Below are 26703 nucleotides of genomic sequence, written 5' to 3'. Positions count from 1 at the left end.
GGACAAACATGCGTTGGATCACCCGCCCCGGCTGGCCCGGTAACCTGCTGGCCCTGGCGGCCGGCGCATCCACCCTCCTGGCCCTGGCACCGTTCGATATCTGGCCGCTGGCTTTGCTATCGATCGCCCTGCTCTACCTGGGCCTGCGCGAGCTCAGCCCGCGCCAGGCCATGTGGCGTGGCTGGTGGTTCGGGTTTGGCCTGTACGGCGCGGGCACCTGGTGGATCTACGTCAGCATGACCACCTACGGCGGCGCTTCGCCATTGCTGGCGATCGTGCTGTTGTTGGCATTTTTTGCCGCCCTGGCGTGGTTCTTCGCCCTGCCCACCTGGTTGTGGGCACGCTGGTTGCGGCGCAACGAAGCGCCGCTGGCCGACGCCTTGTGTTTCGCCGCCCTGTGGCTGCTGCAGGAAGCTTTCCGCGGCTGGTTCCTGACCGGTTTTCCCTGGCTCTACGCCGGTTACAGCCAGCTCGACGGGCCGTTGGCAGGCCTTGCCCCGCTGGGTGGTGTATGGCTGGTTTCCTTCGCCCTGGCCCTCACTGCCGCCCTGCTGTGCAACCTGCACCGCCTGCGCGCGCGCCCTGCGTTCCTGGCCATTGCCGCGGTGCTGTTGCTGGCGCCCTGGGCCCTGGGCCTGGCACTCAAAGGCCATGCCTGGACGAAGCCGGCTGGCGACCCGCTGAAAGTGGCGGCCATTCAGGGCAACGTCGAACAGGAGCTGAAATGGGACCCGGCGCACATCGATGCACAACTGGCGCTGTACCGTGACCTGAGCTTCAGTTCCAAGCCAGTGGACCTGCTGGTGTGGCCCGAAACCGCGGTACCGGTGCTCAAGGACCAGGCCCAGGGCTACATTGATGTGATGGGCCGCTTTGCCGCCGAGCGGCATTCGGCGCTGATCACCGGGGTACCGGTACGCGAAGAGGTGCACCACCAGCGCCGCTACTACAACGGTATCACGGTGGCCGGCGAAGGCGATGGCACCTACCTCAAGCAGAAACTGGTGCCGTTTGGCGAGTATGTGCCGCTGCAGGACATGCTGCGTGGCGCCATCGAGTTCTTCAACCTGCCCATGTCGGACTTTGCCCGCGGCCCGGAAGACCAGCCACTGCTGCAGGCCAAGGGTTACCAGATTGCCCCGTACATCTGCTACGAAGTGGTCTACCCGGAATTCGCTGCGGGGCTGGCGGCGCGTAGCGACCTGCTGCTGACCATCAGCAACGACACCTGGTTCGGCACCTCGATCGGCCCGCTACAGCACTTGCAGATGGCACAGATGCGTGCGTTGGAAGCCGGCCGCTGGATGATCCGCGCCACCAACAATGGTGTGACCGCGCTGATCGATCCGTTCGGCCGTATCACCACGCAGGTACCACAATTCCAGCAGGCGGTAATGTATGGCGAAGTGGTGCCGATGCAGCAGCTCACGCCTTACCTGCAATGGCGTTCGTGGCCGCTGGCGATTGTCTGCGTGCTGCTGCTGGGCTGGGCATTGCTGGCCGGGCGCATAGCCAAGACCGTCTAACTGGCATTACGCGGTCCCTGTAGGAGCGGCCTTGCGTCGCGATGGGCTGCAAAGCAGCCCCGGCAATCTTGAGATAGAGCTGAGATCCGGGGCTGCTGCGCAGCCCATCGCGACACAAGGCCGCTCCTACAAGGAACCGCGCAAACCTGAATTCAATAGAACACCCGGTACCCCACCAGCCCCACCACCTCATTGAGCAACTGCCCGCTCTGCCACATCGCTCGGCTTTCCGGCAGCAACCCGCCGAACGGCCGCGCATGCTCGCGCCCTAGGAACCCCACCGGCGCCGGCACCACCTCGAACCCCGCCTGTTCGAAGCTCCAGCGCGAACGCTGCATGTGCCAGGCTTGGGTGACCACCACCACACGGCGAATCCCCAGCGGCTGTAGGACCTTGGCCGACAACTGGGCGTTCTCCCAGGTCGTGCGGCTGGCCTCTTCGCGCCACCTCACCTCGACCGCGAAATCCTCACGCAGGCGATCGGCCATCAACTGCGCCTCGCTTGGCGGCGTGCCGTAGTGCAGCCCGCCACTGGTCAGCAGCGGCAAACCCGAAGCCTTGGCCAGCCGCGCGGCAAAGCGCATGCGCTCCAGCGCCGTGGCGGTAGGCTGGTCACCACCGCCCCACGCGGGGTCACCCCGTTCGCGCCCCGCGCCCAGCACCACAATGGCATCTGCCCGGCTGGCCAGCCTGGCCCAGTCGCTGACGGCCAGAGGCGGCTCGGTCTCCAGCACCCGGGCCGTTTCCTGCACCACCAGCGGCAAGCTCAGCAACCACAAGCCACCCAGCCCCACGCCAAAACACAGCGCCGCCAGCCGTGGCCGGCGCGCACGCCACCACCATGCGGCAAGCAGCAACAGGAACAAGATGCCCGGCGGCATCAGCCATTGTTTGATGAAAAATCGAATCGGCATCGGCCACACCTCCTTGGCAGGCGTGCAGCCTAAAAGGATCGGCACCGGTCAACAAGGTAGGGCCGGTGCCGATCGCAAGCTGTGTGAATGATGAATGACCGTGGCGCGCTGGCCTGCGCGGGGCGCCTTGAACGACTAGCGCTGGCGCAGCGTTCTGGGTCTGGCCGCAGTAGCAGCGCGCTTCTGGTCCTTGAGCCAGATAATCTTGGCTGATGCCGGCTCCGCTTGTGGGTAACTGCCGACAGCAGCATTACGGCGCTCCGGAAGAGCTTCCAGGTAGGCCTTGATCACTTCGAACTCTGCGTGGCTAAGGCCACGCAACTCCAGCTCGGCTGGCATCTCGTCGCGCAATCGTACAGAGGTCCTGGCGCTTTCGAGGGCCAGGCCAAGCCGGTCGATCAGGCGCTCGTAAAGCTCCGGTCTGATTGCGGGTAGCTGCGTGTCTCCCATCCGTTCACCTCATTGAAGATAAGAATATCTCCCCCCACACCAGAGCTTAGCGTCGTTGCAAAAAGCAGCCGGGTGCAGCGACCAGCGGCCATTCGCAACGAAGGTTTCCCACGATACGCAGCGCTGCTGTATGCTACGGCGTTCACTCTAAATGACACCGGAGTGCCGGACGCAGCGAGGTTCCGCTGCCTGGAACAAGGTCTCTTCCCTCTCAGCAAAAAGTAGCCATGCACGAACAATACACGCCCCGTGATATCGAAGCCGCCGCCCAGAACTTCTGGGACGAGCAACAATCGTTCGCTGTTACCGAACAGCCAGGCAAGGACACCTACTACTGCCTGTCGATGTTCCCGTACCCGAGCGGCAAGCTACACATGGGCCACGTGCGCAACTACACCATCGGTGACGTGATTGCCCGCTACCAGCGCATGCTGGGCAAGAACGTGCTGCAGCCGATGGGCTGGGACGCTTTCGGCATGCCCGCGGAAAACGCGGCGATGAAGAACAACGTCGCCCCGGCCAAGTGGACGTACGAAAACATCGAGTACATGAAGACCCAGCTCAAGAGCCTGGGCCTGGCCATCGACTGGGCACGTGAAGTGACCACCTGCAAGCCTGACTACTACCGTTGGGAGCAGTGGCTGTTCACCCGCCTGTTCGAGAAAGGCATCATCTACCGCAAGAACGGGACCGTGAACTGGGACCCGGCAGACCAGACCGTACTGGCCAACGAGCAGGTCATCGACGGCCGCGGCTGGCGTTCCGGCGCGCTGATCGAAAAGCGCGAAATCCCGATGTACTACTTCCGCATCACCGACTACGCCGACGATCTCCTGGAAAGCCTCGACGAACTGCCGGGCTGGCCTGAGCAGGTCAAGACCATGCAGCGCAACTGGATCGGCAAGTCGCGCGGCATGGAAGTCCAGTTCCCCTACGACCAGGCCAGCATCGGCCACGCCGGCACGCTCAAGGTCTTCACCACCCGCCCCGACACGCTGATGGGTGCCACCTACGTCGCCGTCGCCGCCGAGCACCCGCTGGCCACCCAGGCTGCCCAGGGCAACCCGGCGCTGCAGGCGTTCATCGAAGAATGCAAGGCCGGCAGCGTTGCCGAAGCCGACATGGCCACCCAGGAGAAGAAGGGCATGGCCACTTCCCTGCTGGTGGAGCACCCGCTGACCGGCGAGAAGCTGCCGGTCTGGGTCGCCAACTACGTGCTCATGCACTACGGCGATGGCGCGGTAATGGCTGTGCCCGCCCACGACGAGCGCGACTTCGAGTTCGCCCACAAGTACAACCTGCCGGTCAAGGCCGTAGTACGCACCAGTGCGGGCGATGAAGTCGGCAACGAGTGGCAGGACGCCTATGGCGAGCACGGCCAACTGATCAACTCCGCCGAGTTCGACGGCCTGGACTTTGCCGGCGCCTTCGACGCCATCGAAGCAGCCCTGATCCGTAAAGACCTGGGCAAATCGCGCACCCAGTTCCGCCTGCGCGACTGGGGTATCAGCCGCCAGCGCTACTGGGGCTGCCCGATCCCGATCATCCACTGCCCGTCCTGCGGCGACGTGCCCGTGCCAGAAGACCAGTTGCCGGTGACCCTGCCGGAGAACGTGGTGCCCGATGGTGCCGGCTCGCCACTGGCGCGCATGCCAGAATTCTACGAATGCAGCTGCCCGAAATGCGGTGCTGCGGCCAAGCGCGAAACCGACACCATGGACACCTTCGTCGAGTCGTCCTGGTACTTCGCCCGCTACGCCTCGCCGAACTACGAAGGTGGCATGGTCGACCCGAAAGCGGCCAACCACTGGCTGCCGGTCGACCAGTACATCGGCGGTATCGAACACGCCATCCTGCACCTGCTGTATGCGCGCTTCTTCCACAAGCTGATGCGTGACGAAGGGCTGGTCACCTCGAACGAGCCGTTCAAGAACCTGCTGACCCAGGGCATGGTCGTGGCCGAAACCTACTACCGCGTTGCCAGCAACGGCGGCAAGGACTGGTTCAACCCGGCCGATGTCGAAATCGAACGCGATGCCAAGGCCAAGATCATTGGCGCACGCCTGAAGACCGACGGCCTGCCGGTGGAAATCGGCGGCACCGAGAAGATGTCCAAGTCGAAGAACAACGGCGTCGACCCCCAGTCGATGATCGACCAGTACGGCGCCGATACCTGCCGCCTGTTCATGATGTTCGCCTCGCCACCTGACGCGAGCCTGGAATGGTCCGACTCCGGCGTCGAAGGCGCCAGCCGCTTCCTTCGCCGTGTCTGGCGCCTGGCCCAGGCACACGTCGCCCAAGGCCTGCCGGGCAAGCTGGATGTCGCCGCCCTGGACGACGCACAGAAGGTCATTCGCCGTGCCATTCACGCCGCTATCAAGCAGGCCAGTACCGACGTCGGCCAGTTCCACAAATTCAACACCGCCATCGCCCAGGTGATGACCGTGATGAACGTGCTGGAAAAAGCCCCGCAAGCCACGGCGCAAGACCGTGCCCTGCTGCACGAAGGCCTGGAAGCCGTGACCCTGCTGCTGGCGCCGATCACCCCGCACATCTCCCACGAGTTGTGGAAGCAGCTGGGCCATGATCAGGCCGTGATCGACGCTGGCTGGCCAGCGGTCGACGAAGCCGCACTGGTGCAGGACACCGTCACCCTGGTGGTGCAGGTCAACGGCAAACTGCGCGGGCAGGTCGAAATGCCGGCCGCCGCCAGCCGCGAAGAAATCGAAGCCGCCGCGCGCAGCAACGAGAACGTCCTGCGCTTCATCGACGGCCTGGCCATTCGCAAGGTCATCGTGGTACCGGGCAAGCTGGTCAACATCGTCGCCAACTGATGGCAACGCCCGCCCGCAGCCACTGCGGGCGGGCGGAACAGGCCCACAAGGGAGCAACAACATGATCAAACGCAATTTGCTGGTAATTGGCCTGGCGGTCATGCTCAGCGCCTGCGGTTTCCAGCTGCGCGGTACTGGCACCAACGAGCTGAGCATCAAGGAAATGGACGTCAGTGCGCGTGACGCGTACGGGCCTACCGTGACCGAACTGCGCCAGGTGCTCAAGAACAGTGGCGTGAATGTGCACACCGGTGCGCCGTACCGCCTGGTATTGACCAACGAACAGCAGCGCGAGCGCTCGGCCAGCTACAACAGCGGTAACCGCACTGCCGAGTACGAGCTGACCACCCAGCTCAACTACAGCATCCAGGGCTTGAACAACCTTGAACTGCTGAGTGACAAGCTGGAAGTGCGCAAGGTGTATGTGCGCGATGCCTCGAACATCACCGGTTCCGAGCAGGAAGCGGCCCGTTCCCGCCTGGAAATGCGCCGTGACCTGGTCAACGCCATGGTCGTGCGCCTGCAGCAACTGACCCCGGCCCAGCTGGACGAGCTGCAGCAAAAAGCCGATCAGCGTGCCCAGGCTGAAGCGGCCGCCCTTGAGGCCGCACGCCGCCAGCAGGCGGAAACGCCGCAGCAGTCGCCCCTGGAAGTACCGGGCAACTAAGCCCGTGCGGGGTACCTTCGGGTGCCCCGCCTACTGCCCATGAAGCTCGCCCCCGCCCAACTCAACAAGCACCTGCAAGGCGCCTTGGCCCCGGTCTACGTGGTCAGCGGTGACGACCCGCTGCTGTGCCAGGAAGCCGCCGACGCCATCCGCCAAGCTGCGCGCCAGCAAGGTTTCGACGAGCGCCAGGTTTTCAGTGCCGACGCCAACTTCGACTGGGGCACCCTGCTCCAGGCCGGTGCCAGCCTGTCCCTGTTCGCCCAGCGGCGCCTGCTGGAACTTCGCCTGCCCTCGGGCAAGCCGGGTGACAAGGGCGCTGCAGCGCTGATGGAATACTGCGCCAATCCCGCCGAAGACACCCTGCTGCTGGTCAGCCTGCCCAAGCTCGACGGCAGCGCGCAGAAGACCAAGTGGGGCAAGGCCTTGATCGAAGGTGCCCATTGCCAGTTCATCCAGATCTGGCCGGTGGATTCGCACCAGCTGCCGCAGTGGATCAACCAGCGTCTGCAGCAGGCCGGCCTGTCGGCGCAGCGTGACGCTGTCGACCTGATTGCCGCACGCGTGGAAGGCAACCTGCTGGCTGCCGCGCAGGAAATCGAAAAGCTCAAGCTGTTGGCCGAAGGCAACCAGATCACCGTCGAAACCGTGCAGTCGGCTGTCGCTGACAGCGCCCGGTTCGACGTTTTCGGGCTGGTCGACGCCATTCTCAACGGTGAAGCTGCACATGCCCTGCGCATGCTCGAAGGCTTGCGCGGTGAGGGGGTCGAGCCCCCGGTGATTCTCTGGGCCCTGGCGCGCGAGCTGCGCCAGCTCGCCGGGCTGGCCCAGCAATTCAGCCAGGGCGTACCGCTGGACAAGGCGTTCAGCCAGGCGCGCCCACCGGTCTGGGATAAGCGCCGGCCGTTGGTCAGCAAGGCCCTGCAGCGCCTCTCGGCGCAGCGCTGGGCGCAACTGCTGCAGGATGCCCAGCGTATCGATGCGCAAATCAAGGGCCAGGCCGAGGGCTCGCCGTGGCCGGGCCTGGCGCGGTTGTCATTGTTGATGGCGGGTCAGCGCCTGGCGCTACCCCCTCTATAACGGTCACAGGCCCTATCGCTGGCAAGCCAGCTCCCACATGGAGGCCACAGGCCTTGAAGGTTGTGCTGAACCTGTGGGTGCTCCTGTGAACCATATACACAATCAATTGGCCCACATCTCCTCAGGGCCCTAAAGTGCGCCCCGAAACCCACCCACCACGGGAACCCCGCCATGAGCAAAAAGCCGAAAAAGCACGGCCCCAACAAGGCCAAGTCGATCATTGCCCAACCGCTGTTCCGCTGCCGCCAGGAACAACCGGAAAAAGGCAAAGGCAGCTACCGCCGCGAAGCCTTCCAATCGAGAGATTGGGAGGCTTCCTACTTTTTGGCGGCATGAAAGCATCGCGGGCGCAGGCATGATATGGTCAGCACCTGACCTGCAATTCTGGATCTGTGCATGCTCTTCCGTCTTTCTCCCCGTTGGGAAACCCGCCAGCTGATCGCGGCCTCCAGCTTCATCCTGCTGGTTGCCTGCGCGGAAAAACCTACCGCGGCCGACGCGCTGCCGCTGGCCCCTGCGCAACCTGCGCCCGTGGTAACCGTACCCGGTGCAACGCCAGACGCCAGCACTGAAATCCAGCCTTTGCAAACCTTCGCCCAGTGGCAAGCGGGTTTCCGCGAACAAGCCCTGCAAGCGGGTATTTCGCCCAGCATCTTCGACCGCGCCTTCCTCGGGGTTACCCCCGACATGGACGTGATCAAGGCCGACCGCAGCCAGCCTGAGTTCAGCCGCCCGGTGTGGGAATACCTCGAAGGCGCGCTGTCCCCTTTGCGCGTGCGCAATGGCAAGCGGCTGCTGGAGCAGCACGCCGAACTGCTGACCCGCATCGAGCAACGCTATGGCGTTGACCGCCAGGTGCTGGTGGCGGTGTGGGGCATGGAGAGCAATTTCGGCCAGTTCCAGGGCAACAAGTCGGTAATTCGCTCGCTGGCGACCCTGGCTTATGAAGGCCGTCGCCCGCAGTTCGCCCAGGACCAGCTGATCGCCGCCCTGCAGATCATCCAGCATGGTGACATTCAGCCTGAGGCCATGCGTGGCTCGTGGGCTGGCGCCATGGGCCAGACCCAGTTCATCCCGACCACCTACAACACCCATGCCGTGGACTTCGACGGCGACGGCCGCCGCGACATCTGGAACAGCACCCCCGATGCCCTGGCCTCGACCGCGCACTACCTGCAAAGCTCGGGCTGGAAGCGTGGCCAACCGTGGGGCTTCGAGGTGCAGGTACCACCAGGTTTCGATTTCTGGCAGGCCGATGGCGCGTTGCGCAGGCCGGTGAGCGAGTGGCTGGCAATGGGTGTGAAGTTGCCAACCGGTACTCAATTGCCAGCGGGCAGCAACCAGCTGTCTGCCGCGTTGCTGCTGCCAGCAGGCGCGCGTGGCCCGGCGTTCCTGGTACTGGATAACTTCCGCGCCATCCTCAAGTACAACAACTCATCGTCCTATGCACTGGCGGTGAGCCTGCTGGCCGACCGCTTCAGCGGCTGGGGCTTCATTGCCGGCAGCTGGCCGAAGGAAGACTTGCCGCTGAGCCGCAGCGAACGCGTGGAGTTGCAGAACCTGCTTAACGGCCGTGGGTATGACGCAGGCAATGCCGATGGCATTATCGGCGCCAACACCCGCAAGGCCATACGCAACGCCCAGCAAGGGCTGGGGTGGCCGGCGGATGGTTACCCGACCCATAAGCTGCTTGAGAGCCTGCGTAGCCAGTGAGATAGCTGGGGGTTGCGGTACGTTGGTGTAACGCGATCCCTGTAGGAGCGGCCTTGTGTCGCGAAAGGGCTGCAAAGCAGCCCCGGCTATCTCAAGCCTTGAACACATCCTGCTCCAACACCAAGCTCTGCTGAACACTGTCCAGCCGTACCCGAGCCCCCAGCGGCAAGCACACATTCGGGTCGCAATGCCCACTGCGCCACCCCGCCAGCACCGGCACGCCCAAGGGCCCGAAAGTTTCCTCCAGCAATGGCGTCAACGCCGCCGTGGTAATCCCTGCAAAATCCCCTACCAGCACGCCTTTCACGCCCGCCAGCTTGCCCGCCAGGCGCAACTGCGTCAGCAGCCGGTCCACCCGGTACAGCGGCTCATTGACGTCTTCGATAAACAGGATGCAGCCCGCGGTATCCAGCTCTGCCACAGTGCCAAGCGTCGCGCCCAGCATAGACAGGTTGCCACCCAGCAAATGCCCGCTTGCGGCCCCTGGAATGACCGTGCTCATGGCATAGCCCGCTGGGTGGGCAATCTGCTCCCCTGCGCGCACATGCCCACCCAGCTGGGCCAGCAACGACGACTCGGTCGGCGCCAGCTTGCCGCCGAGCAAGTCGGCATTGAGCATCGCGCCATGGAACGTGATCAGCCCGGCGTGCCGATAAAGGGCCGTGTGCAGCGCTGTGATATCGCTGTAGCCAATCAGCGGCTTGGGGTTGCCCCGAATCAGCTGGAAATCCAGCTGGTCGAGCAGGCGCATGCTGCCGTAACCGCCGCGCATGCACAGGATGGCGTCGATGCCCGGGTCGGCAAAGGCATCGTGCAGGTCCTGCAGCCGCTGCTGGTCCGGGCCTGCCAGGTAACCCTGAGCCTGCAGGGCACCTGGGTAAATGCGGCAACGGTAGCCACGATCAGCGAACCACTGGTTGACCTTGTGCGTATCCAGCCGCGCCGAGCCCGCCGGCGCGATGATAGCGAAGCAGGTGTCCTGCAAGATCGCCTTGGGCAAATGTACGGGAAGGGTATCGACACAATTCATCATGCAGCTCCAGGCATCTTGTCGCTTGTAGCTTATGGCTTGTCGCCGGCAAAAAAAATGCCGATGCTGCCCTTTCGGCAAGCATCGGCATTTGTGTTTCAGCCAGGCTCAGAGCTTGATCTTGGCTTCGTGCGCCTGCTGGTCGGCATGGTACGAAGAGCGCACCAGGGGGCCAGAAGCCACGTTCTTGAAGCCCATCTTGTAGCCTTCCTCGGCGAACCAGGCAAAGGTGTCGGGGTGCACGAAACGCTGCACCGGCAGGTGGCTGCGCGACGGTTGCAGGTACTGACCGAGGGTAAGCATGTCGATGTCATGCTCACGCATGCGGTGCATCACTTCGATCACTTCTTCGTCGGTTTCACCCAGGCCCAGCATCAGGCCCGACTTGGTGGGTACATGCGGCACCAACTGCTTGAACTTCTGCAACAGGTCCAGCGACCAGTCGTAGTCAGAGCCCGGGCGCGCGGCCTTGTACAGGCGCGGCACGGTTTCGAGGTTGTGGTTGAACACATCCGGCGGCTCTTGCGCAGTGATTTCCAGTGCCACGTCCATACGCCCGCGGTAGTCCGGCACCAGGGTTTCCAGTTGCACGCCTGGCGACAACGCGCGGATTTCGCGGATGCAGTCGGCAAAGTGCTGGGCACCACCGTCACGCAGGTCGTCGCGGTCTACCGAGGTGATCACCACGTACTTCAGGCGCAGGTCAGCGATGGCGACCGCCAGGTTTTTCGGCTCGTCCAGGTCCAGCGGCTTCGGTCGGCCGTGGCCCACGTCGCAGAACGGGCAACGCCGGGTGCAGATGTCACCCATGATCATGAAGGTGGCGGTGCCGCCCGAGAAGCACTCGCCCAGGTTAGGGCAGGAAGCTTCCTCGCACACGCTGTGCAGCTTGTGCTTGCGCAGCAGTTGCTTGATGCGGTCGACCTCTGGCGAGACTGGGATACGCACGCGAATCCAGTCGGGCTTTTTCGGCAACTCGTCGGTCGGGATGATTTTCACCGGGATGCGCGCCACCTTCTCGGCGCCACGCAGCTTGACCCCGGCTTCCACCTTTTTCGGCGCTGGGCGCGGGGTGGCATCCTGGGTAGGTATGAGGTTGGGCACGGCTTCTTGCACAGTTGTCATATTCAGTCGATTCCGCCCGTGAGGGTCGTCTGCTCAGCGTAGTCGAGGTGCTTGACCAGCTGTCCGCGCAGCCTTGTCCTGACCTCGTCGAGTTCGATCGGGCCTGCCAGGTCACGTAGCTGGGTCATCGCCAGCCCCGCATAACCGCAGGGGTTGATTCGGCGGAATGGCGCAAGGTCCATGTCCACGTTCAGGGCAAGGCCGTGAAACGAACGGCCGTTGCGAATTCGCAGGCCGAGGGAGGCGATCTTCGCTCCATCGACATAGACGCCCGGCGCATCGGGCTTGGCTGAAGCCTTCACACCATAGCTGGCCAGCAGGTCGATGAGGGTCTGCTCGATACGGCTGACCAGCTCACGCACACCAAAACCCAGCCGGCGTACATCCAGCAGCAGGTAGGCCACCAACTGCCCGGGGCCATGGTAGGTCACCTGGCCGCCGCGGTCGGTCTGCACCACCGGGATGTCACCCGGCACCAGCAGGTGCTCGGCCTTGCCGGCCTGGCCCTGGGTAAAGACTGCAGGGTGCTCGACCAGCCAAATTTCATCCTGGCTGGCCGGGCTGCGCTGCTCGGTGAAGCGCCGCATGGCCTCCAGCACCGGTTGGTAGGGCTGCAGGCCAAGCTCGCGAAAACCGAGGCAGGCGGGCATCAGAGCACCATTTTCACGATACCGGTAGCGCGCAGGGCGCTGTTGATATCGTGCAGCTGGTTCTCGCTTTCGGCAACGATGTGCAGTTGCACGGTGGTGTACTTGCCTTCCTTGCTCTGGCGTTCGGCCAGGGTGGAAAGGTCGACTTTGGCGTGCTTGCTGAGAATCTCGATGACCGTGTCCTTGAAGCCGACAACGGTGTCACCGATGACTTTGATCGGGTAATCGGCGCAAGGGAATTCGATCTTGTGCGACTTGACGTCTGGTTCGCTCATGGCGGAAACGGCCTCGTAAGCCGTGGCAACACCACCCCCGCGTGATGCGCGGGGGTGTGCAGGTCACGTATCAGTTGAACAACCCGTAGAAGAATAGACGGATGCTATCCCACATACGGCGGAAGAAACCACCTTCCTCGACGCCATCGAGGGCGATCAGGTCGGCGCTGTGAACCACTTTCTCGTCCAGTTTGACTTCCACTTTGCCGATCACGTCACCTTTGGCGATGGGCGCGGTGAGCTGCGGGTTCATGGTCATCGTGGCGACCAGGCGCTTGAGCTGGCCTTTAGGCATGGTCATGGTCAGGTCGTCGGCCAGGCCGGCCTTGACTTGGCCAGTGGCGCCCTTCCACACCGGCGCCTGGGTCAGCTCGGTGCCCTTCTGGTAGAAGGTCTGGGTTTCGAAGAAGCGGAAGCCGTAGGTCAGCAGCTTCTGGGTTTCGGCAGCACGCGCTTGTTCGCTGTTGGTGCCGAACACCACCGCGATCAGGCGCTGGCCATCGCGTACCGCCGAAGCCACCATGCAGTAGCCTGCTTCTTCGGTGTGGCCGGTTTTCAGGCCGTCGACGGTCTTGTCACGCCACAGCAGCAGGTTGCGGTTAGGCTGCTTGATGTTGTTCCAGAAGAACTCTTTCTGCGAATAGATGGCGTAGTGCGCCGGGTCGACGTTGATGATCGCCCGGGCCAGTACCGCCATGTCATGGGCCGACGAGTAGTGGTCTGGGTTCGGCAGGCCAGTCGGGTTCATGAAGTGGCTGTTGGTCATGCCCAGGTCGGCCGCGGTCTTGTTCATCATGTCGGCGAATGCATCTTCGCTGCCGGCGATGTGCTCGGACAGGGCGACCGAGGCATCGTTGCCGGACTGGATGATGATGCCGTGCAGCAAGTCGCTGACGGTGACCTGGCTGCCAACCTTGATGAACATGCGCGAACCGCCGGTACGCCAGGCGTTTTCACTGACGGTAACCGGGTCGTTCTCGCCGATCTGGCCGCGGCGGATGTCCAGGGTGGCGATGTAGGCGGTCATCAGCTTGGTCAAGCTGGCTGGCGGCAGGCGCTCGTCACCGTTGTTTTCGACCAGCACGTTGCCGCTGGACGCGTCCATGAGTACGTAGGACTTGGCTGCCAGTTGCGGTGGTGCCGGTGTCATCTGCTCGGCCGCGAAGGCGGCAGGCGTGATCAGCAGCAGTACAGGCAGGCAAAGTCGTTTGGCAAGGTTGGTGATGTTCATCCGTCTCTCGAAAATCGCTAATGGTCTGATGTTCCCTGGGCAACATCATGCGCCCAGCGCCAGTCAGTCTAGTTTTATGGCCAGAGGCCTGGCCCGCTACAGTGCGGCTTTATGCCGCTGCGGGCAAAAGCCGACATTGTACATGGCCGAGCCCGGCAGTTCATGACAAAACCGACAGCAAGAGTTTCAAGCTGCAAGCCGAAAGACAAAGCGGGTGGGCGCAGGGTCTTCTTGCAGCTTGCAGCTTGCAGCCGGTTGCTTATAGCTGAGCTCAGTCTGTGACCAGCTTGGCCTGCCCCAAGTTCGCCAGGCGGATGCTGTCCTGGGCTTGCTGGATCTCGCCCTGGCTGCCGATCGGCCCCAGCCGCACGCGGTGCAGGGTCTGCTGGTTACGCACGATCGAGCTGATGAACACCGGCGCGCTGACCATGGTGCTGAGCTTGGAGCGCAGCAATTCGGCGGCATCCGGGTTGGCGAAGGCACCCACCTGCAGAAAGCTGCCGCCATTGCCACCCGGGACGTTGTTGCCCCCTACCTGTACCGGCACCACCGGCGCCGCGTGCTGCTGCGGCGGCGGCGTCCATTGCTCGACCCGCCCGGTCGTGGCCGGCACCGCCTGGGTCTGGGCCACCTGGGGCTCCTTCAGCACCATCGGTGGTGTCTGGCCACGCTGGGCCCACCATTGTTGCGGGTCGATGCCCTCGACACGCACGTGTGCGGTGCCGATTTCGGCATAGCCGAGCTTTTTCGCTGCGGCATAGGACAGGTCGATGATGCGGTCGGAATAGAACGGCCCACGGTCATTGACCCGCAGAATCACACTACGGCCGTTGGCCAGGTTGGTCACGCGTACATAGGCCGGCAGCGGCAAGGTCTTGTGCGCGGCACTCATGCCGTACAGGTCGTACAGCTCACCATTGGCGGTGTTCTGCCCGTGAAACTTGGTGCCGTACCAGGACGCGGTACCCTCGGCGCGGTAGTTGCGCGAGTCCTGCATGGGGTAGTAGGTCTTGCCCAGCACCGTGTAGGGGTTGGCCTTGTAGTTACCGGTGTGCACGGTCGGCGTGGCGTCGGGGATCTTGTTCACATCCACGTCCCACCACGGCGCGCCATCCTTGTGTGCCCGGTTGATATCCAGGCCCGGCTGGCTGCGTACCACGTTGCCGCTGCTTTTTTGCGGGGCCGGGCGGTTGGAAGAGCAACTGGCCAGCACCAGGCCAACGGCCAGGCAGGTGAGCAGCTTGAAAGAGTGTGCAGAGATGATTGCGCGCATTACTTGACGCCCCGTACTTGTACCAGCTGTTCCGCTAGCTGATGCACCGCCATGGCATACATCACGCTGCGGTTGTAGCGAGTGATCGCGTAGAAGTTCTTCAGCCCCATCCAATACTCGGGGCCATTGTCGCCTTCGAGCCGGAAGGCCGTAACCGGCAGATCATCGCGCAGCGAATCATGAACCGACCAGCCAAGCGCGCGCAACTCCCTCGCGGTCTTGACCGGCTCGATACCGGTAGTCAGGCCTTCATCGGCGCGCGCACCTTCTACCCAGGCGCGGCTGACCACGCCTTCGCCGGCTACCCAGCCGTGGCGCTTGAAGTAGTTGGCCACGCTGCCAATGGCATCGTCCGGGTTGTTCCAGATGTTGATGTGGCCGTCACCGTCGAAGTCCACCGCGTAGTTGCGAAAACTGCTCGGCATGAACTGTGGAAGCCCCATGGCACCGGCGTAGGAGCCTTTGAGGGTCAACGGGTCCAGCTGCTCATCGCGCGCCAACAGCAGGAACTCACGCAGCTCCTTGCGGAAGAACTCGGCGCGCGGCGGGTAGTCGAAGCCCAGCGTCGACAGGGCATCGATCACCCGGTAGTTGCCGGTGTTGCGGCCGAAGAAGGTTTCGACCCCGATGATCGCGACGATATATTGCGCCGGCACCCCGTATTCCTGCTCCGCGCGGGCCAGCACCGCCTCGTGCTGGCGCCAGAAGTCCACCCCGCGGGCAATGCGCGCATCGGTGATGAACATCGGCCGGTAGTCCTTCCACGGCTTGACCCGCTCGGCAGGGCGCGAGATGGCATCCAGAATCGACTGCTTGCGCTGCACCTCACGGAACACCCCCATCAGCTGCTCCGGGGCAAAACCGTAGTCACGGCTCATTTCGCCCACCAGCTCGGCCACCTGTGGCGAACCCTCATAGTCGCCGGCATGGGCCAGCTGTACAGCGCCGAACAGGCCCACCGCGCCGACCCACGGCGCACAACGGGCAGCCCAGTTACGCACTGCTTGCATCAAATTGTTCACCTTTTTCAAACCTGTGCGATCCATTTTCGGTGCGTATGGATCGACATGAGAACGCCAAACGCTGACAGCAGCGTTACCAAGGATGTTCCGCCATAGCTGATAAAGGGCAGCGGCACGCCCACTACGGGCAGCAGGCCGCTGACCATGCCGATATTGACGAATACGTAGACAAAGAAGGTCATGGTCAGGCTACCCGCCAGCAGCTTGCCGAACAGGGTCTGGGCCTGGGCGGTAATCATCAGGCCACGGCCGATCAGCAGCAGGTAGACGATCAGCAGCAGGCAGATACCGACCAGGCCGAACTCCTCGCCGAGCACGGCGATGATGAAGTCGGTATGGCTTTCCGGAAGGAAGTCCAGGTGCGACTGCGTGCCGAGCAGCCAGCCTTTGCCGAACACCCCGCCCGAACCGATTGCCGCCTTGGACTGGATGATGTTCCAGCCGGTGCCCAGCGGGTCGCTTTCCGGGTCGAGGAAGGTCAGTACCCGCTGCTTCTGGTAGTCGTGCATGACAAAGAACCACATCGCCACCGCCACCGGCACCGCCGCTGCCACTACGCTGAGGATCCAGCGCCAGCGCAGCCCACCCATGAACAGCACGAAGGCGCCCGATGCCAGGATCAGCAGTGCGGTGCCCAAGTCGGGCTGGCGCACGATCAGAATGAATGGCACGCCGATCAGCACCAGGCTGATGGCCACGTGCTTCAGGTGCGGCGGCAAGGTGCGCTTGGACAGGTACCAGGCAATGGTCGCCGGCATGATGATCTTCATGAATTCCGAGGGCTGGAAGCGGATCACCCCCGGGATATTGATCCAGCGCGTGGCGCCCATGGCGTTATGGCCCATCACGTCCACCACCACCAGCAGCAGAACCCCGGTGAGGTAGGCCAGCGGCACCCAGCGGGCCATGAAGCGCGGCTCCAGCTGGGCGATGACGAACATCGACACCAGACCGATGCCGAACGAGGTCGCCTGCTTGAGCAGCAGGTCCCAGTTCTTGCCGCTGGCCGAATACAGCACGAACAGGCTGCCGGCGGCGAGGGTCAGCAGAATGATCAGCAAGGGGCCGTCGACATGAATGCGCTGCAGGAAGCTGGCGCGCCGACGCATCACATCCTCACTGGAGAGCATGCGATCGAAATTGTTCATCACAGGGCTGATTCCTGGGTAGCGGTAGCAGGCGCGAACTCGGGCTTGAGACGGCCATTTTCGTCGAGCAGCCAGGCGTCCATGATCTGGCGGACCACCGGTGCCGCAACACCCGAACCGGACTCGCCGTTCTCGACCATCACCGATACCACGATTTTCGGGGCTTCGGCCGGAGCGAAGGCAACGAACAGGGCGTGGTCACGGTGGCGCTCCTGAAGTTTGTTACGGTCGTACTTTTCACCCTGCTTGATCGCCACCACCTGGGCGGTACCGCTCTTGCCGGCGATGCGGTACTGGGCACCGAGGGCGGCTTTGCGTGCGGTACCGCGGGCGTTGTGCATCACCTGCTCCATGCCATGGGTGACCTTGGCCCAGTCTGACTTGTCCCGCAGCACGATGTTCGCCATAGGGTTTTCGTCCACCGGCGGCTGGCCTTCGATGGTCTTGGCCAGGTGCGGGCGGTTCCATACGCCTTTGTTGGCGATCAGCGCAGTGGCCTGGGCCAGCTGCAGCGGCGTCGCCTGCATGTAGCCCTGGCCAATGCCCAGGATCAGGGTTTCACCCGGGAACCAGGCCTGGCGGCGGGTGGCACGCTTCCATTCACGCGATGGCATCAGCCCGGCAGATTCCTCGAACATGTCCAGGGATACCCGCTGGCCGATGCCGAACTTGTTCATGTAACTGGACAGCCGGTCGATGCCCATCTTGTGGGCAAGGTCGTAGAAGTAGGTGTCGTTGGAGCGCATGATCGCGGTGTCCAGGTCGACCCAGCCATCACCCGAGCGGTTCCAGTTACGGTATTTGTGGTCGTAGTTGGGCAGTTGGTAGTAGCCAGGGTCGAATACCCGGCTACTGGCGTTGACCACACCGCTGTCCAGGCCGGCAATCGCCACCGCCGGCTTGATGGTGGAGCCCGGCGGGTACAAGCCGCGCAACACGCGGTTGAACAGCGGCCGGTCGATCGAATCACGCAACTCGGCATACGCCTTGAAGCTGATGCCGGTGACGAACAGGTTGGGATCGAAGCTTGGCTGGCTGACCATGGCCAGAACCTCGCCAGTGCGCGGGTCCAGCGCCACCACGGCACCACGGCGGCCACCCAGGGCGGCTTCGGCGGCTTCCTGCAGCTTGATGTCCAGGCTCAGCACGATGTCCTTGCCCGGCTTTGGGTCGGTGCGCTTGAGCACCCGCAGCACGCGGCCGCGGGCGTTGGTCTCGACTTCCTCGTAACCGACCTGGCCGTGCAGCGCATCCTCGTAGAAGCGCTCGATGCCGGTCTTGCCGATATGGTGGGTACCGCTGTAGTTCACCGGGTCGAGGGTTTTCAGCTCTTTCTCGTTGATCCGCCCCACGTAACCCACCGAATGGGCGAAGTGCGCCCCCTGGGGGTAATGCCGCACCAGTTGCGCGACCACCTCGACACCCGGCAGGCGGAACTGGTTTACCGCCACCCGGGCAATCTGTTCTTCGTTGAGCTCGAACAGGATCGGCACCGGCTCGAACGGCCGGCGGCCCTGGCGCATGCGCTTCTCGAACAGGGCGCGGTCGTCTTCGGTCAATTCCAGCACTTCGACGATGGTGTCCAGTACTTGCTGCCAGTTCCCCGCGCGTTCGCGGGTCATCGACAGGCTGAAACTGGGCCGGTTGTCGGCCACGATCACGCCGTTGCGGTCGAAGATCAACCCGCGGGTCGGCGGGATCGGCTGCACATGCACCCGGTTGTTTTCCGACAGCGTGGAGTGGTAGTCGTACTGAATGATCTGCAGGTAGTACAGCCGCGCGATCAGCACGCACACCAGCAGCACCACCGCGATTGCGCCGACCACAACGCGGTTACGCACCAGGCGGGCGTCTTTCTCGTGGTCCTTGAGACGGATCGGCTGCGACATCGGACGGCTTACAGGCTCATTTGTGGTAAGGGTGCCCGGACAACACGGTCCAGGCGCGGTAGATCTGCTCGCCGATGAGTATCCTTACCAACGGGTGTGGCAGGGTCAGCGGCGACAGCGACCAGCGTTGCTCGGCGCGCGCGCAAACCTCAGGCGCCAGGCCCTCCGGGCCGCCCACCATCATATTGACCGTGCGCGCGTCCAGCCGCCAGCGATCCAGCTCGCCCGCCAGTTGCTCGGTACTCCAGGGCTTGCCATGGACCTCCAGGGTAACGATGCGTTCCCCGGGCTGCACCTTGCTCAGCATGGCCTCGCCCTCCTGACGGATCAGACGGGCGACGTCGGCATTCTTGCCACGGGTGTTCAGCGGAATTTCCACCAGCTCCAGCGACAGCTCGGTGGGCAGGCGCTTGGCATATTCATGCCAGCCTTCCTCGACCCACTTCGGCATGCGCGAGCCGACCGCAATCAGGCGCAAACGCACGGCGCGGCCCTTATTCGCGGTCTTTGAGCTTGTCGGAGTACTCGTGGGCATGGTCCGGGCTGTGGTGCTTGCCGTCGGCAGCACGGCTTTGCTCGGCGCCTTGCCACAGGCGCTCCAGGTCGTAGAACTGGCGCGCAGCGGCGGTCATCATGTGCACGATGACGTCGTTCAGGTCCAGCAGCACCCAATCGCTGTCGCCCTTGCCTTCTTCGCCCAGAGGCTGTGCGCCCTTGGCCTTGACGGCTTCACGGACCTTTTCGGCCATGGCGTTGATCTGGCGGTTGGAGGTACCGGTGGCAATGATCATGTAATCGGTCAGGCTGTGCTTCTCGCGCACGTCGATGACCTGGATGTCCTGGGCCTTTACGTCTTCCAGCGCGGCCTTGGTCACTGCGACCAGTTCTTCGCCGTAAATTTTCTGCTTGGTCATATAAAACTCGTTCAACTCGTTGGATGAGGCGCCAGGGGCGCCGTCAGTTGGGCGCACGATACAGTTCGTGCGCCTCGATATAGGCCAGTACGGCGTCCGGCACCAGGAACCTCACCGATTTGCCGCTGGCCAGCAGCTGTCGGATCTGTGTAGCCGACACCGCAAGCGGTGTCTGCCAGACGAACGAAATATTTCCCGCCGGGCCGGACATGGCGGTGGGATCGCTCTCCGAGCGCGCAGCCAGCAGGTTGCGCAGCTCGTCAGGGGGTTCTACGTCGGCATCCGGGCGTTGCAGCACCAGAATGTGACAGTGTTGCAGCAATTCTTCCCAGCGGTGCCAGTTGGGCAAGCCACAGAAGGCATCCCAGCCCAGCACCAGGAACAACTGGTCGTTACCGGCCAGTTCGGCACGGACCGACTCCAGTGTGTCGATGGTGTACGACGGCTTGTCACGCTCGAGCTCGCGGGCATCGACGCTCAGGCAGGCCACCCCCTGTACTGCTTCGCGCACCATGGCCAGGCGGTCTTGCGCGGCCACCTGCGGGGTATCGCGGTGCGGCGGCCGGGCATTGGGCAGCAGGCGCAGTTCGTCCAGCCCCATGAACTCGGCCACTTCCAGCGCGCTGCGCAGGTGGCCGATGTGCACCGGATCGAAGGTTCCGCCGAGAATGCCGATGCGCCGGACTGTCTGGGCCCTGCTCAACTCAGCAGGACCCCTGACCGCGCAACTGGCCATCACCGATGACGACGTATTTTTCGCAGGTCAGGCCCTCCAGGCCGACGGGGCCGCGGGCATGCAGCTTGTCGGTGGAAATGCCGATTTCAGCGCCCAGCCCGTACTCGAAGCCATCGGCGAAACAGGTTGGGGTGTTGAGCATGACCGATGCCGAATCGACCTCAGCCATGAACTGGCGGGCTTCGCCCTGGTGTTCGCTGATGATCGAGTCGGTATGGTGCGAGCCATAGTGATTGATGTGCTCGATAGCCTGGTCCAGGCCGTCGACCACACGAATTGCCAGGATCGCGTCCAGGTACTCGGTGTGCCAGTCGTCTTCGGTAGCCGGTTTGGCGTCGATGATTGCCTGGGTGCGCTCGCAACCCCGCAGTTCCACGCCTTTGTCCCGGAAGCGGCGGGCCATTTCCGGCAGGAAGCGCTCGGCCACCTGCTGGTCGACCAGCAGCGTTTCCATCGCCCCGCAAATGCCGTAGCGGTATGTCTTGGCGTTGAATGCCACATTCCAGGCCTTGTCCAGGTCGGCATGCTGGCTGACATAGATGTGGCAGATACCGTCCAGGTGCTTGATCACCGGCACGCGGGCATCGCGGCTGATACGCTCGATCAGACCACGGCCACCCCGTGGGACGATGACATCGACGAACGCAGGCATGCTGATCAGCGCGCCCACGGCCTCGCGGTCGGTGGTTTCGACCACCTGGACCACCGCGGCCGGCAGGTCGGCGGCAGCCAGGCCACGCTGGATGCAGGTGGCGATGGCGCGGTTGGAATGAATGGCTTCGGAGCCCCCACGCAGGATGGTGGCGTTACCCGACTTCAGGCACAGGCTGGCGGCATCGATGGTCACGTTGGGGCGCGACTCGTAGATGATCCCGATCACCCCCAGTGGCGTACGCATCTTGCCTACCTGGATGCCCGATGGGCGGTAGCTCATGTCCCGGATGGCGCCCACCGGGTCCGGCAGGCTGGCCACCTGGCGCAGGCCGGTGATCATGCCGTCGATACGGGCCGGGGTCAGCGCCAGGCGGTCCAGCAGCGCAGGCTCCAGGCCATTGGCACGGCCGGCGGCCAGGTCCAGTTCGTTGGCAGCGGTGAGCTCGGCGCGGGCAGCATCCAGCGCATCGGCAGCGGCCAACAGGGCGCGGTTCTTTTGCGCAGTGCTGGCACGGCCGATGACCCGAGACGCCTCGCGGGCAGCGCGACCCAGGCGGGTCATATAGTCAAGAACGGACTCAGTCATGGGTTCGGTGTCTTGGCGAAGGGGAAATCGGCTGATTATAACTGCCGCGCAGGTATACGCCCAGCGGTGGGTGGCGGATGGTCGAAAATGGCCTGGGCAATATGCAGGAAAGATGTAACCGCTCTTATCGAAATTTCACTCTCCTGCTGTGGCCCTTTCGCGGGCGCGCCCGCTCCCACAGGGATTTCACAAGGCCTTGGGCCATGCAGTACCTGTGGGAGCGGGCATGCCCGCGAAAGGGCCGGCCCCGCCAACACCACACTCGATTCAGCCTCGATTAAGCCATTCATTGCTATTATCCGGCGTCCCCAAATCGCGAACAGCCCGCATGCCAGCCCTGCCCGACAGCTTTTTCGACCGCGACGCCCAGACCCTGGCCAAAGCCCTGCTGGGCAAGGTCATCCGCCATCGCCAGGGCGACCTGTGGCTGGCGGCGCGCATCATCGAAACCGAGGCCTATTACCTCACCGACAAAGGCAGCCATGCTTCACTCGGCTATACCGAGAAGCGCAAGGCGCTGTTCCTCGATGGCGGGCATATCTACATGTATTACGCGCGCGGCGGCGACTCTCTGAACTTCAGCGCCCACGGCCCTGGCAACGCAGTGCTCATCAAGTCCGCCTATCCTTGGCAGGACGCCCGCTCGGGCCCCAACAGCCTGGCCCAGATGCAACTGAACAACCCCGACGCCAGTGGCAAGCTGCGCCCACCGGAACGCCTGTGCGCCGGGCAAACGCTGCTGTGCCGCGCCTTGGGTTTGAAAGTGCCACAGTGGGATGCCCAGCGCTTCGACGCCGAGCGCCTGTACGTGGAAGATTGTGGCAGCCACGTGCCGAAGGTGATCCAGGCCACCCGCCTGGGTATCCCGCACGGGCGTGACGAGCACCTGCCGTACCGCTTCGTCGATGCCGAGTACGCGCGTTTCTGCACGCGGAACCCCTTGCGCCGCGGCCAAGTCGAAGGTCGCGATTTCTTCATTCTCGAACAAGGAAGCTGAACATGGGCCAATGGCTCGACAGCCTGACCGGCTGGCTCAGCGCCAACCCCCAGTGGCTTGGCGTGGCGATTTTCCTGGTGGCCTGCGTCGAATGCCTGGCCATCGCCGGCATCATCGTGCCAGGCACCGTGCTGTTGTTCGCCGTGGCGGTACTGGCCGGTAGCGGCACCTTCAGCCTGGGCGAGACCTTGCTGCTGGGTTTTCTCGGCGGGCTGCTGGGCGACGCGCTGTCGTACACGGTGGGCAAGTACTTCCACCAGAACATCCGCCGGCTGCCATTGCTGCGCCATCACCCGGAATGGATCGGCAGTGCCGAAACCTACTTCCAGCGCTACGGCATCGCCAGCCTGCTGGTCGGCCGCTTCATCGGCCCGCTGCGCCCCATGCTGCCGATGGTCGCCGGCATGTTCGACATGCCGCTGCCACGCTTCATCGCCGTCAGCCTGGTGGCCGGCGCAGGTTGGTCGGTGGCCTACCTGCTGCCTGGCTGGGCCACCGGGGCTGCCATGCGCCTGCCCTTGCCAGAGGGCTTCTGGCTGGACGCCGGCATCCTCGCCGGTGGCTTGGCTGTGGTGATCGGCCTGAGCCTGAACAGCAGCATTCGCGATCAACGCCACGGCACCCGACTGGTTGCCGGCTTGAGCCTGCTCGCCCTGGCCGGCATTTTTCTGGGCTGGCCGTACCTGCATGAATTCGACCAAGGCGTGATGACCCTGGTGCAGGAGCACCGCAGCCAGGCCATTGATGGCACCGTGGTCCTGGTCACCCGCCTGGGCGACTTCAGAACCCAGCTGTTCCTGGGCGGCTTGCTGACCGGCCTGTTGCTGCTGGCCCGGCAATGGCGTCACGCCGTGTTCGCCGGCGGCGCGCTGATGGGCACGGCAATCGCCAATGGTACCCTCAAATGGCTGTTTGCCCGTGCCCGGCCCGAGGTACTGAGCGACCCGCTGACCAGCTACAGCATGCCCAGCGGGCACAGCTCGGCATCGTTTGCCTTCTTCCTGGTGATGGCGGTGCTGGCCGGGCGCGGTCAGCCGCCGCGGATGCGCCTGACCTGGGTGATGCTGGGCTGCATTCCGGCGCTGGCGATTGCCCTGTCGCGGGTCTACCTGGGTGCTCACTGGCCCACCGATATCCTCGCCGGGGCCCTGCTGGCCTGCTGCGTGTGCGCCCTCAGCCTGACCCTGGTGCAGCACCGCCAGCCGCTACCGGCCTTGCCGCAGCGGGTGTGGTGGCTGGTGTTGCCGGCCTGCGTGGCGCTGCTGGCCTTTTTCGCCATGCATGCACTGCCGCAGGCGTTGGCCAGGTATCACTATTGATGTTGCCGGCCTGTTGGCGGGGCAAGCCGCTACTGGACAGGCTCACCCACCAACAGGCCGGCATAGGCAACACTCACCTCAGGCAAACAGCTCGCCCTGAATCCGCTCCAGCAATTTCTGGATCTCGCCCAGCCGCTGCTGCGGCGAGTCGAGGCTCAGCAGGTCCAGCTTGTCTTCTTCCATGAACGGCAGCAGGTAAGCCAACTGGTTGGCCAGCGCCTGGCGCCCGTCCAGCGGGCGCGGCATGTCCAGCGCCTCGACCATCGGATGTTCACCCAAGGCCACCAGCAGCGCCACCAGGTCATCGTCCGCTTCGAGCAACGGGCAGTCGGCCTGCTCGGCCAGCCACTGCACCTGCCCTACCAGCAACTGGTCCTTTTGCACCTCGGTGCTGTCCAGGTTGAAGCGCCGCGCGCCTTCGACGCGAATGCCCAGCAAGCCGTTGTCCTGCTGTACGAAATCGCGGATCAGCGCCTCGCAGCCGATCGAGGCGACCGTCGGCGGCGCCTTGCCCACCTGCTCGCCCTCCAGGATGCACACCACGCCAAACCCTTCGCCCTGCTTCATGCAGCGCCCGATCATGTCGAGGTAGCGCGCCTCGAAAATCTGCAAGTCGAGAAAGCAGCCAGGAAACAGCACGGTATTGAGCGGAAACAGCGGTAGCGTCATCACCAGTCCTCAGGCCACCAGGCTCACCGCCAACGGCAGGAACACCGCCGTGGCTACGCCCATCAGGCTCATTGCAAGCGCGGCAAAGGCGCCGCATTCGTCACTTTCCTGCAGGGCCACCGAAGTGCCCACCGCGTGCGCCGTCACCCCCAGCGACATGCCGCGGGCTTCCGGGCTGTGCACGCCAACACGGCTGAGCAGCGCCGGGCCGAAGATGGCGCCGATTACCCCGGTAATCAGCACGAACACCGCTGCCAGGGCAGCGACCCCGCCAATCTGTTCGGCCACCAGCATGGCAATCGGCGAGGTGACCGACTTGGGCGCCATGGTCATCAGGATCATGTGCTCGGCACCGAACCACCAGCCGAGCAGCAAGCAACACAGGGTGGCAAACAGCCCCCCGACTACCAGCGTAGTAAAGATGGGCCAGAACAACTGCCGGATGCGCCGCAGGTTGAGGTACAAAGGCACCGCCAGGGCCACGGTGGCCGGGCCCAGCAAGGTATTCATGATTTGCGTGCTGTTGCGGTATTCGCTGTAGTCGATGCCGCACGCCAGCAGCACGCCGATCACCAGCAGCATCGACACCAGCACCGGCTGCAGGAAGATCCAGCGCGTCTTGTCGTAGCCAGCGAGCACCAGTTGGTAGGCCGCCAGGGTGATACCGATGCCGAACAAAGGATGGTGCACGACCGCATCCAGGGCGCCTTGCCAGTCAAGCATCATGGCTGCTCCTCGCGCTTGCTCTGGCGCTGGATCAACTTCTGCATCAGCACCCCGACGAAAACCAGGGTCAGCAGGCAGGAAATCAGCAGGGCGCCGACAATCGCCCAGAAGTCGGCAGCGATATCCCGGGCATAGACCATCACCCCCACTGCCGGCGGCACCAGCAACAGCGGCAGGTAGCGCAGCAGGCTGCTGGCCGCTTCATTCAGTGGTTTGCCAACCTCGCCGCGGGCCATGAGGAAGCCCAACAGCAGCAACAGGCCGATGATCGGGCCCGGCAAAACCGGCAGCAACAGGTGGTTGATCGCCGTTCCCAACAGCTGGAACAGCACCAGCCAGGTCAAACCACGCAACAGCATAAGCATCTCCCTTGAGCATGGCGTCATTATAAGCACGCTGCGCTATAGATCGATATTCGCCGAAAAGCGGACAACTTGACTGCAATGGCCGAGCGTGCTGATCTTGCACTTTCGTACCAACTGACAACCTGGAGAGTCCGCGATGCCCTATGTACCGGTTACAGAGCTTTCGCAATACGTTGGTAAGGAACTGGGCCGCTCGGCCTGGCTGAAGATCGACCAGCAGCGCATCAACCTGTTTGCCGAAGCCACCGGCGATTTCCAGTTCATCCATGTCGACCCGGAAAAGGCAGCGCAAACCCCGTTTGGCAGCACGATTGCCCATGGCTTTCTGACCCTTTCGCTGATCCCCAAGCTGATCGAAGACATCCTGGTACTGCCGCAAGGCATGAAGATGGTGGTGAACTATGGGCTGGACAGCGTGCGTTTCATCCAGCCGGTCAAGGTGAACAGCCAGGTGCGGCTGAAAGTGGACCTGGCCGAGGTGAGCGAAAAAAGACCGGGGCAGTGGCTGCTCAAGGCGATTGCCACGCTGGAAATCGAGGGTGAAGAGAAGCCTGCTTATATTGCTGAGTCGCTTTCGCTCTGCTTTGTCTGATGCTCCACGCCCGCTGTGGGAGCGGCCTTGTGCCGCGATTGGGCCGCAGCGCGGCCCCGGCAATATTTGCATGACGCTGAGATCCTGGGGCTGCTGCGCAGCCCTATCGCGACACAAGGCCGCTCCTACCTCGGCCGCATCAGCCTCGAGCCTTGCAGTACCTGTAGGAGCTGGCTTGCCGGCGATGAGGCCCGCCCAGGCAATACAAGACAGTTGCCCCCACAAGGCCGGTGCCAGGCCTTCTCTACAAACCCTGCGCACTCGCGTAAACTGCCAGCCTTCGCGCAGCCTAGGGCTGCCCCTGTCGATTTACCAAAGGTG

27 protein-coding genes are annotated in these 26703 nt (G+C 63.6%); 9 read left to right on the top strand and 18 right to left on the bottom strand.

Going from position 1 to position 26703, the window contains the following annotated elements:
* The first annotated feature begins 8 nt into the window (after positions 1 to 8).
* Positions 9 to 1526, top strand: a complete 1518-nt coding sequence (lnt, locus tag ACF8SD_RS19675) for an apolipoprotein N-acyltransferase (protein WP_392484233.1) — start codon at positions 9 to 11, stop codon at positions 1524 to 1526.
* Positions 1527 to 1678: 152 nt separating this feature from the next.
* Here lnt and ACF8SD_RS19670 read toward each other — a convergent pair whose 3' ends face one another.
* Positions 1679 to 2440 (bottom strand): YdcF family protein, encoded by a 762-nt coding sequence (locus ACF8SD_RS19670; RefSeq protein ID WP_173891200.1) that lies wholly within the window; start codon positions 2438 to 2440, stop codon positions 1679 to 1681.
* 135 nt (positions 2441 to 2575) lie between these two features.
* Complete coding sequence (locus tag ACF8SD_RS19665; RefSeq protein WP_173891201.1) at positions 2576 to 2890, bottom strand: hypothetical protein; 315 nt, start codon at positions 2888 to 2890, stop codon at positions 2576 to 2578.
* 227 nt (positions 2891 to 3117) lie between these two features.
* Between ACF8SD_RS19665 and leuS the strand changes: the two genes are divergently transcribed.
* The 5 genes from leuS (at position 3118) to ACF8SD_RS19640 (ending at position 9181) form a co-directional block, all read left to right on the top strand.
* Entirely contained in the window at positions 3118 to 5724 is a 2607-nt protein-coding gene (gene leuS, locus ACF8SD_RS19660) for a leucine--tRNA ligase (protein WP_392484234.1), read from the top strand.
* A 61-nt stretch (positions 5725 to 5785) separates the two neighbouring features.
* Positions 5786 to 6391, top strand: coding sequence for an LPS assembly lipoprotein LptE (gene lptE, locus ACF8SD_RS19655; protein ID WP_009685391.1), 606 nt, complete (start codon positions 5786 to 5788; stop codon positions 6389 to 6391).
* A gap of 39 nt (positions 6392 to 6430) precedes the next feature.
* Entirely contained in the window at positions 6431 to 7468 is a 1038-nt protein-coding gene (gene holA, locus ACF8SD_RS19650; protein WP_392484235.1) for a DNA polymerase III subunit delta, read from the top strand.
* Between the two features lie 171 nt (positions 7469 to 7639).
* A complete protein-coding gene (gene arfA, locus ACF8SD_RS19645) occupies positions 7640 to 7804 on the top strand; it encodes an alternative ribosome rescue factor ArfA (RefSeq protein WP_009685838.1) in 165 nt (54 codons plus the stop codon).
* Between the two features lie 60 nt (positions 7805 to 7864).
* Positions 7865 to 9181 carry a lytic murein transglycosylase gene (locus ACF8SD_RS19640; RefSeq protein ID WP_173891204.1) on the top strand — a complete coding sequence of 439 codons (1317 nt, stop codon included), beginning with the start codon at positions 7865 to 7867 and terminating at the stop codon, positions 9179 to 9181.
* Between the two features lie 91 nt (positions 9182 to 9272).
* On the opposite strand, the gene ACF8SD_RS19635 is transcribed toward ACF8SD_RS19640, so the two are convergent.
* The 13 genes from ACF8SD_RS19635 to ACF8SD_RS19575 all read right to left on the bottom strand — a co-directional run bounded on the left by ACF8SD_RS19635 (position 9273) and on the right by ACF8SD_RS19575 (position 21714).
* The gene (locus ACF8SD_RS19635; RefSeq protein ID WP_392484236.1) at positions 9273 to 10211 is read right to left on the bottom strand and encodes an LD-carboxypeptidase; all 939 of its coding nucleotides are present in this window, start codon (positions 10209 to 10211) and stop codon (positions 9273 to 9275) included.
* A 108-nt stretch (positions 10212 to 10319) separates the two neighbouring features.
* Positions 10320 to 11336: a lipoyl synthase gene (lipA, locus tag ACF8SD_RS19630; RefSeq protein ID WP_009685834.1), complete on the bottom strand. Its 1017-nt coding sequence runs from the start codon at positions 11334 to 11336 to the stop codon at positions 10320 to 10322.
* Positions 11337 to 11338: 2 nt separating this feature from the next.
* Complete coding sequence (gene lipB, locus ACF8SD_RS19625; RefSeq protein WP_173891205.1) at positions 11339 to 11986, bottom strand: lipoyl(octanoyl) transferase LipB; 648 nt, start codon at positions 11984 to 11986, stop codon at positions 11339 to 11341.
* The gene (locus ACF8SD_RS19620; RefSeq protein WP_009685832.1) at positions 11986 to 12261 is read right to left on the bottom strand and encodes a DUF493 domain-containing protein; all 276 of its coding nucleotides are present in this window, start codon (positions 12259 to 12261) and stop codon (positions 11986 to 11988) included. Before ACF8SD_RS19620 ends, lipB begins: the two co-directional genes overlap by 1 nt.
* 70 nt (positions 12262 to 12331) lie before the next feature.
* Positions 12332 to 13492 (bottom strand): D-alanyl-D-alanine carboxypeptidase family protein, encoded by a 1161-nt coding sequence (locus ACF8SD_RS19615; protein ID WP_009685831.1) that lies wholly within the window; start codon positions 13490 to 13492, stop codon positions 12332 to 12334.
* 271 nt (positions 13493 to 13763) lie between these two features.
* Entirely contained in the window at positions 13764 to 14765 is a 1002-nt protein-coding gene (locus tag ACF8SD_RS19610) for a septal ring lytic transglycosylase RlpA family protein (RefSeq protein ID WP_054906037.1), read from the bottom strand.
* Positions 14765 to 15775 carry a lytic murein transglycosylase B gene (gene mltB, locus ACF8SD_RS19605; protein WP_392484237.1) on the bottom strand — a complete coding sequence of 337 codons (1011 nt, stop codon included), beginning with the start codon at positions 15773 to 15775 and terminating at the stop codon, positions 14765 to 14767. The genes ACF8SD_RS19610 and mltB overlap by 1 nt, the downstream gene beginning before the upstream one ends.
* Before the next feature lie 17 nt (positions 15776 to 15792).
* A complete protein-coding gene (rodA, locus tag ACF8SD_RS19600) occupies positions 15793 to 16896 on the bottom strand; it encodes a rod shape-determining protein RodA (RefSeq protein WP_173891749.1) in 1104 nt (367 codons plus the stop codon).
* 38 nt (positions 16897 to 16934) lie between these two features.
* A complete protein-coding gene (gene mrdA / locus ACF8SD_RS19595; RefSeq protein ID WP_173891206.1) occupies positions 16935 to 18824 on the bottom strand; it encodes a penicillin-binding protein 2 in 1890 nt (629 codons plus the stop codon).
* Between the two features lie 16 nt (positions 18825 to 18840).
* Complete coding sequence (rlmH, locus tag ACF8SD_RS19590; protein ID WP_173891207.1) at positions 18841 to 19308, bottom strand: 23S rRNA (pseudouridine(1915)-N(3))-methyltransferase RlmH; 468 nt, start codon at positions 19306 to 19308, stop codon at positions 18841 to 18843.
* 10 nt (positions 19309 to 19318) lie between these two features.
* Positions 19319 to 19738, bottom strand: coding sequence for a ribosome silencing factor (rsfS, locus tag ACF8SD_RS19585; RefSeq protein ID WP_009685825.1), 420 nt, complete (start codon positions 19736 to 19738; stop codon positions 19319 to 19321).
* A 43-nt stretch (positions 19739 to 19781) separates the two neighbouring features.
* A complete protein-coding gene (gene nadD / locus ACF8SD_RS19580) occupies positions 19782 to 20474 on the bottom strand; it encodes a nicotinate-nucleotide adenylyltransferase (protein ID WP_173891208.1) in 693 nt (230 codons plus the stop codon).
* Complete coding sequence (locus ACF8SD_RS19575; RefSeq protein WP_392484238.1) at positions 20443 to 21714, bottom strand: glutamate-5-semialdehyde dehydrogenase; 1272 nt, start codon at positions 21712 to 21714, stop codon at positions 20443 to 20445. Before ACF8SD_RS19575 ends, nadD begins: the two co-directional genes overlap by 32 nt.
* Positions 21715 to 22042: 328 nt before the next feature.
* On the opposite strand from ACF8SD_RS19575, the gene ACF8SD_RS19570 reads away from it, so the two are divergent.
* Together ACF8SD_RS19570 and ACF8SD_RS19565 are read left to right on the top strand one after the other, a co-directional pair.
* On the top strand, positions 22043 to 22711 hold the full coding sequence (locus ACF8SD_RS19570; RefSeq protein ID WP_392484239.1) for a DNA-3-methyladenine glycosylase: 669 nt from the start codon (positions 22043 to 22045) through the stop codon (positions 22709 to 22711).
* 2 nt (positions 22712 to 22713) lie between these two features.
* Positions 22714 to 24030 (top strand): bifunctional DedA family/phosphatase PAP2 family protein, encoded by a 1317-nt coding sequence (locus ACF8SD_RS19565; RefSeq protein ID WP_173891211.1) that lies wholly within the window; start codon positions 22714 to 22716, stop codon positions 24028 to 24030.
* A gap of 78 nt (positions 24031 to 24108) precedes the next feature.
* Here ACF8SD_RS19565 and ACF8SD_RS19560 read toward each other — a convergent pair whose 3' ends face one another.
* The 3 genes from ACF8SD_RS19560 to ACF8SD_RS19550 are packed head-to-tail and all read right to left on the bottom strand — an operon-like array spanning position 24109 to position 25784.
* Positions 24109 to 24699 (bottom strand): LON peptidase substrate-binding domain-containing protein, encoded by a 591-nt coding sequence (locus ACF8SD_RS19560; RefSeq protein ID WP_392484240.1) that lies wholly within the window; start codon positions 24697 to 24699, stop codon positions 24109 to 24111.
* 9 nt (positions 24700 to 24708) lie between these two features.
* Positions 24709 to 25425: an LrgB family protein gene (locus ACF8SD_RS19555; RefSeq protein ID WP_173891213.1), complete on the bottom strand. Its 717-nt coding sequence runs from the start codon at positions 25423 to 25425 to the stop codon at positions 24709 to 24711.
* Positions 25422 to 25784, bottom strand: a complete 363-nt coding sequence (locus tag ACF8SD_RS19550) for a CidA/LrgA family protein (protein ID WP_029885805.1) — start codon at positions 25782 to 25784, stop codon at positions 25422 to 25424. Before ACF8SD_RS19550 ends, ACF8SD_RS19555 begins: the two co-directional genes overlap by 4 nt.
* Before the next feature lie 142 nt (positions 25785 to 25926).
* On the opposite strand from ACF8SD_RS19550, the gene ACF8SD_RS19545 reads away from it, so the two are divergent.
* Entirely contained in the window at positions 25927 to 26382 is a 456-nt protein-coding gene (locus tag ACF8SD_RS19545; RefSeq protein WP_392484241.1) for a MaoC family dehydratase, read from the top strand.
* Positions 26383 to 26703 lie beyond the last annotated feature (321 nt).

It is taken from the genome of Pseudomonas sp. CJQ_9 (assembly GCF_043106615.1).
In the GTDB taxonomy this organism is placed as follows: Bacteria; Pseudomonadota; Gammaproteobacteria; order Pseudomonadales; family Pseudomonadaceae; genus Aquipseudomonas; species Aquipseudomonas juntendi.
The sequence above is the reverse complement of the archived record's forward strand: the minus strand, read 5'-3'. Positions and strand labels throughout refer to the sequence as shown.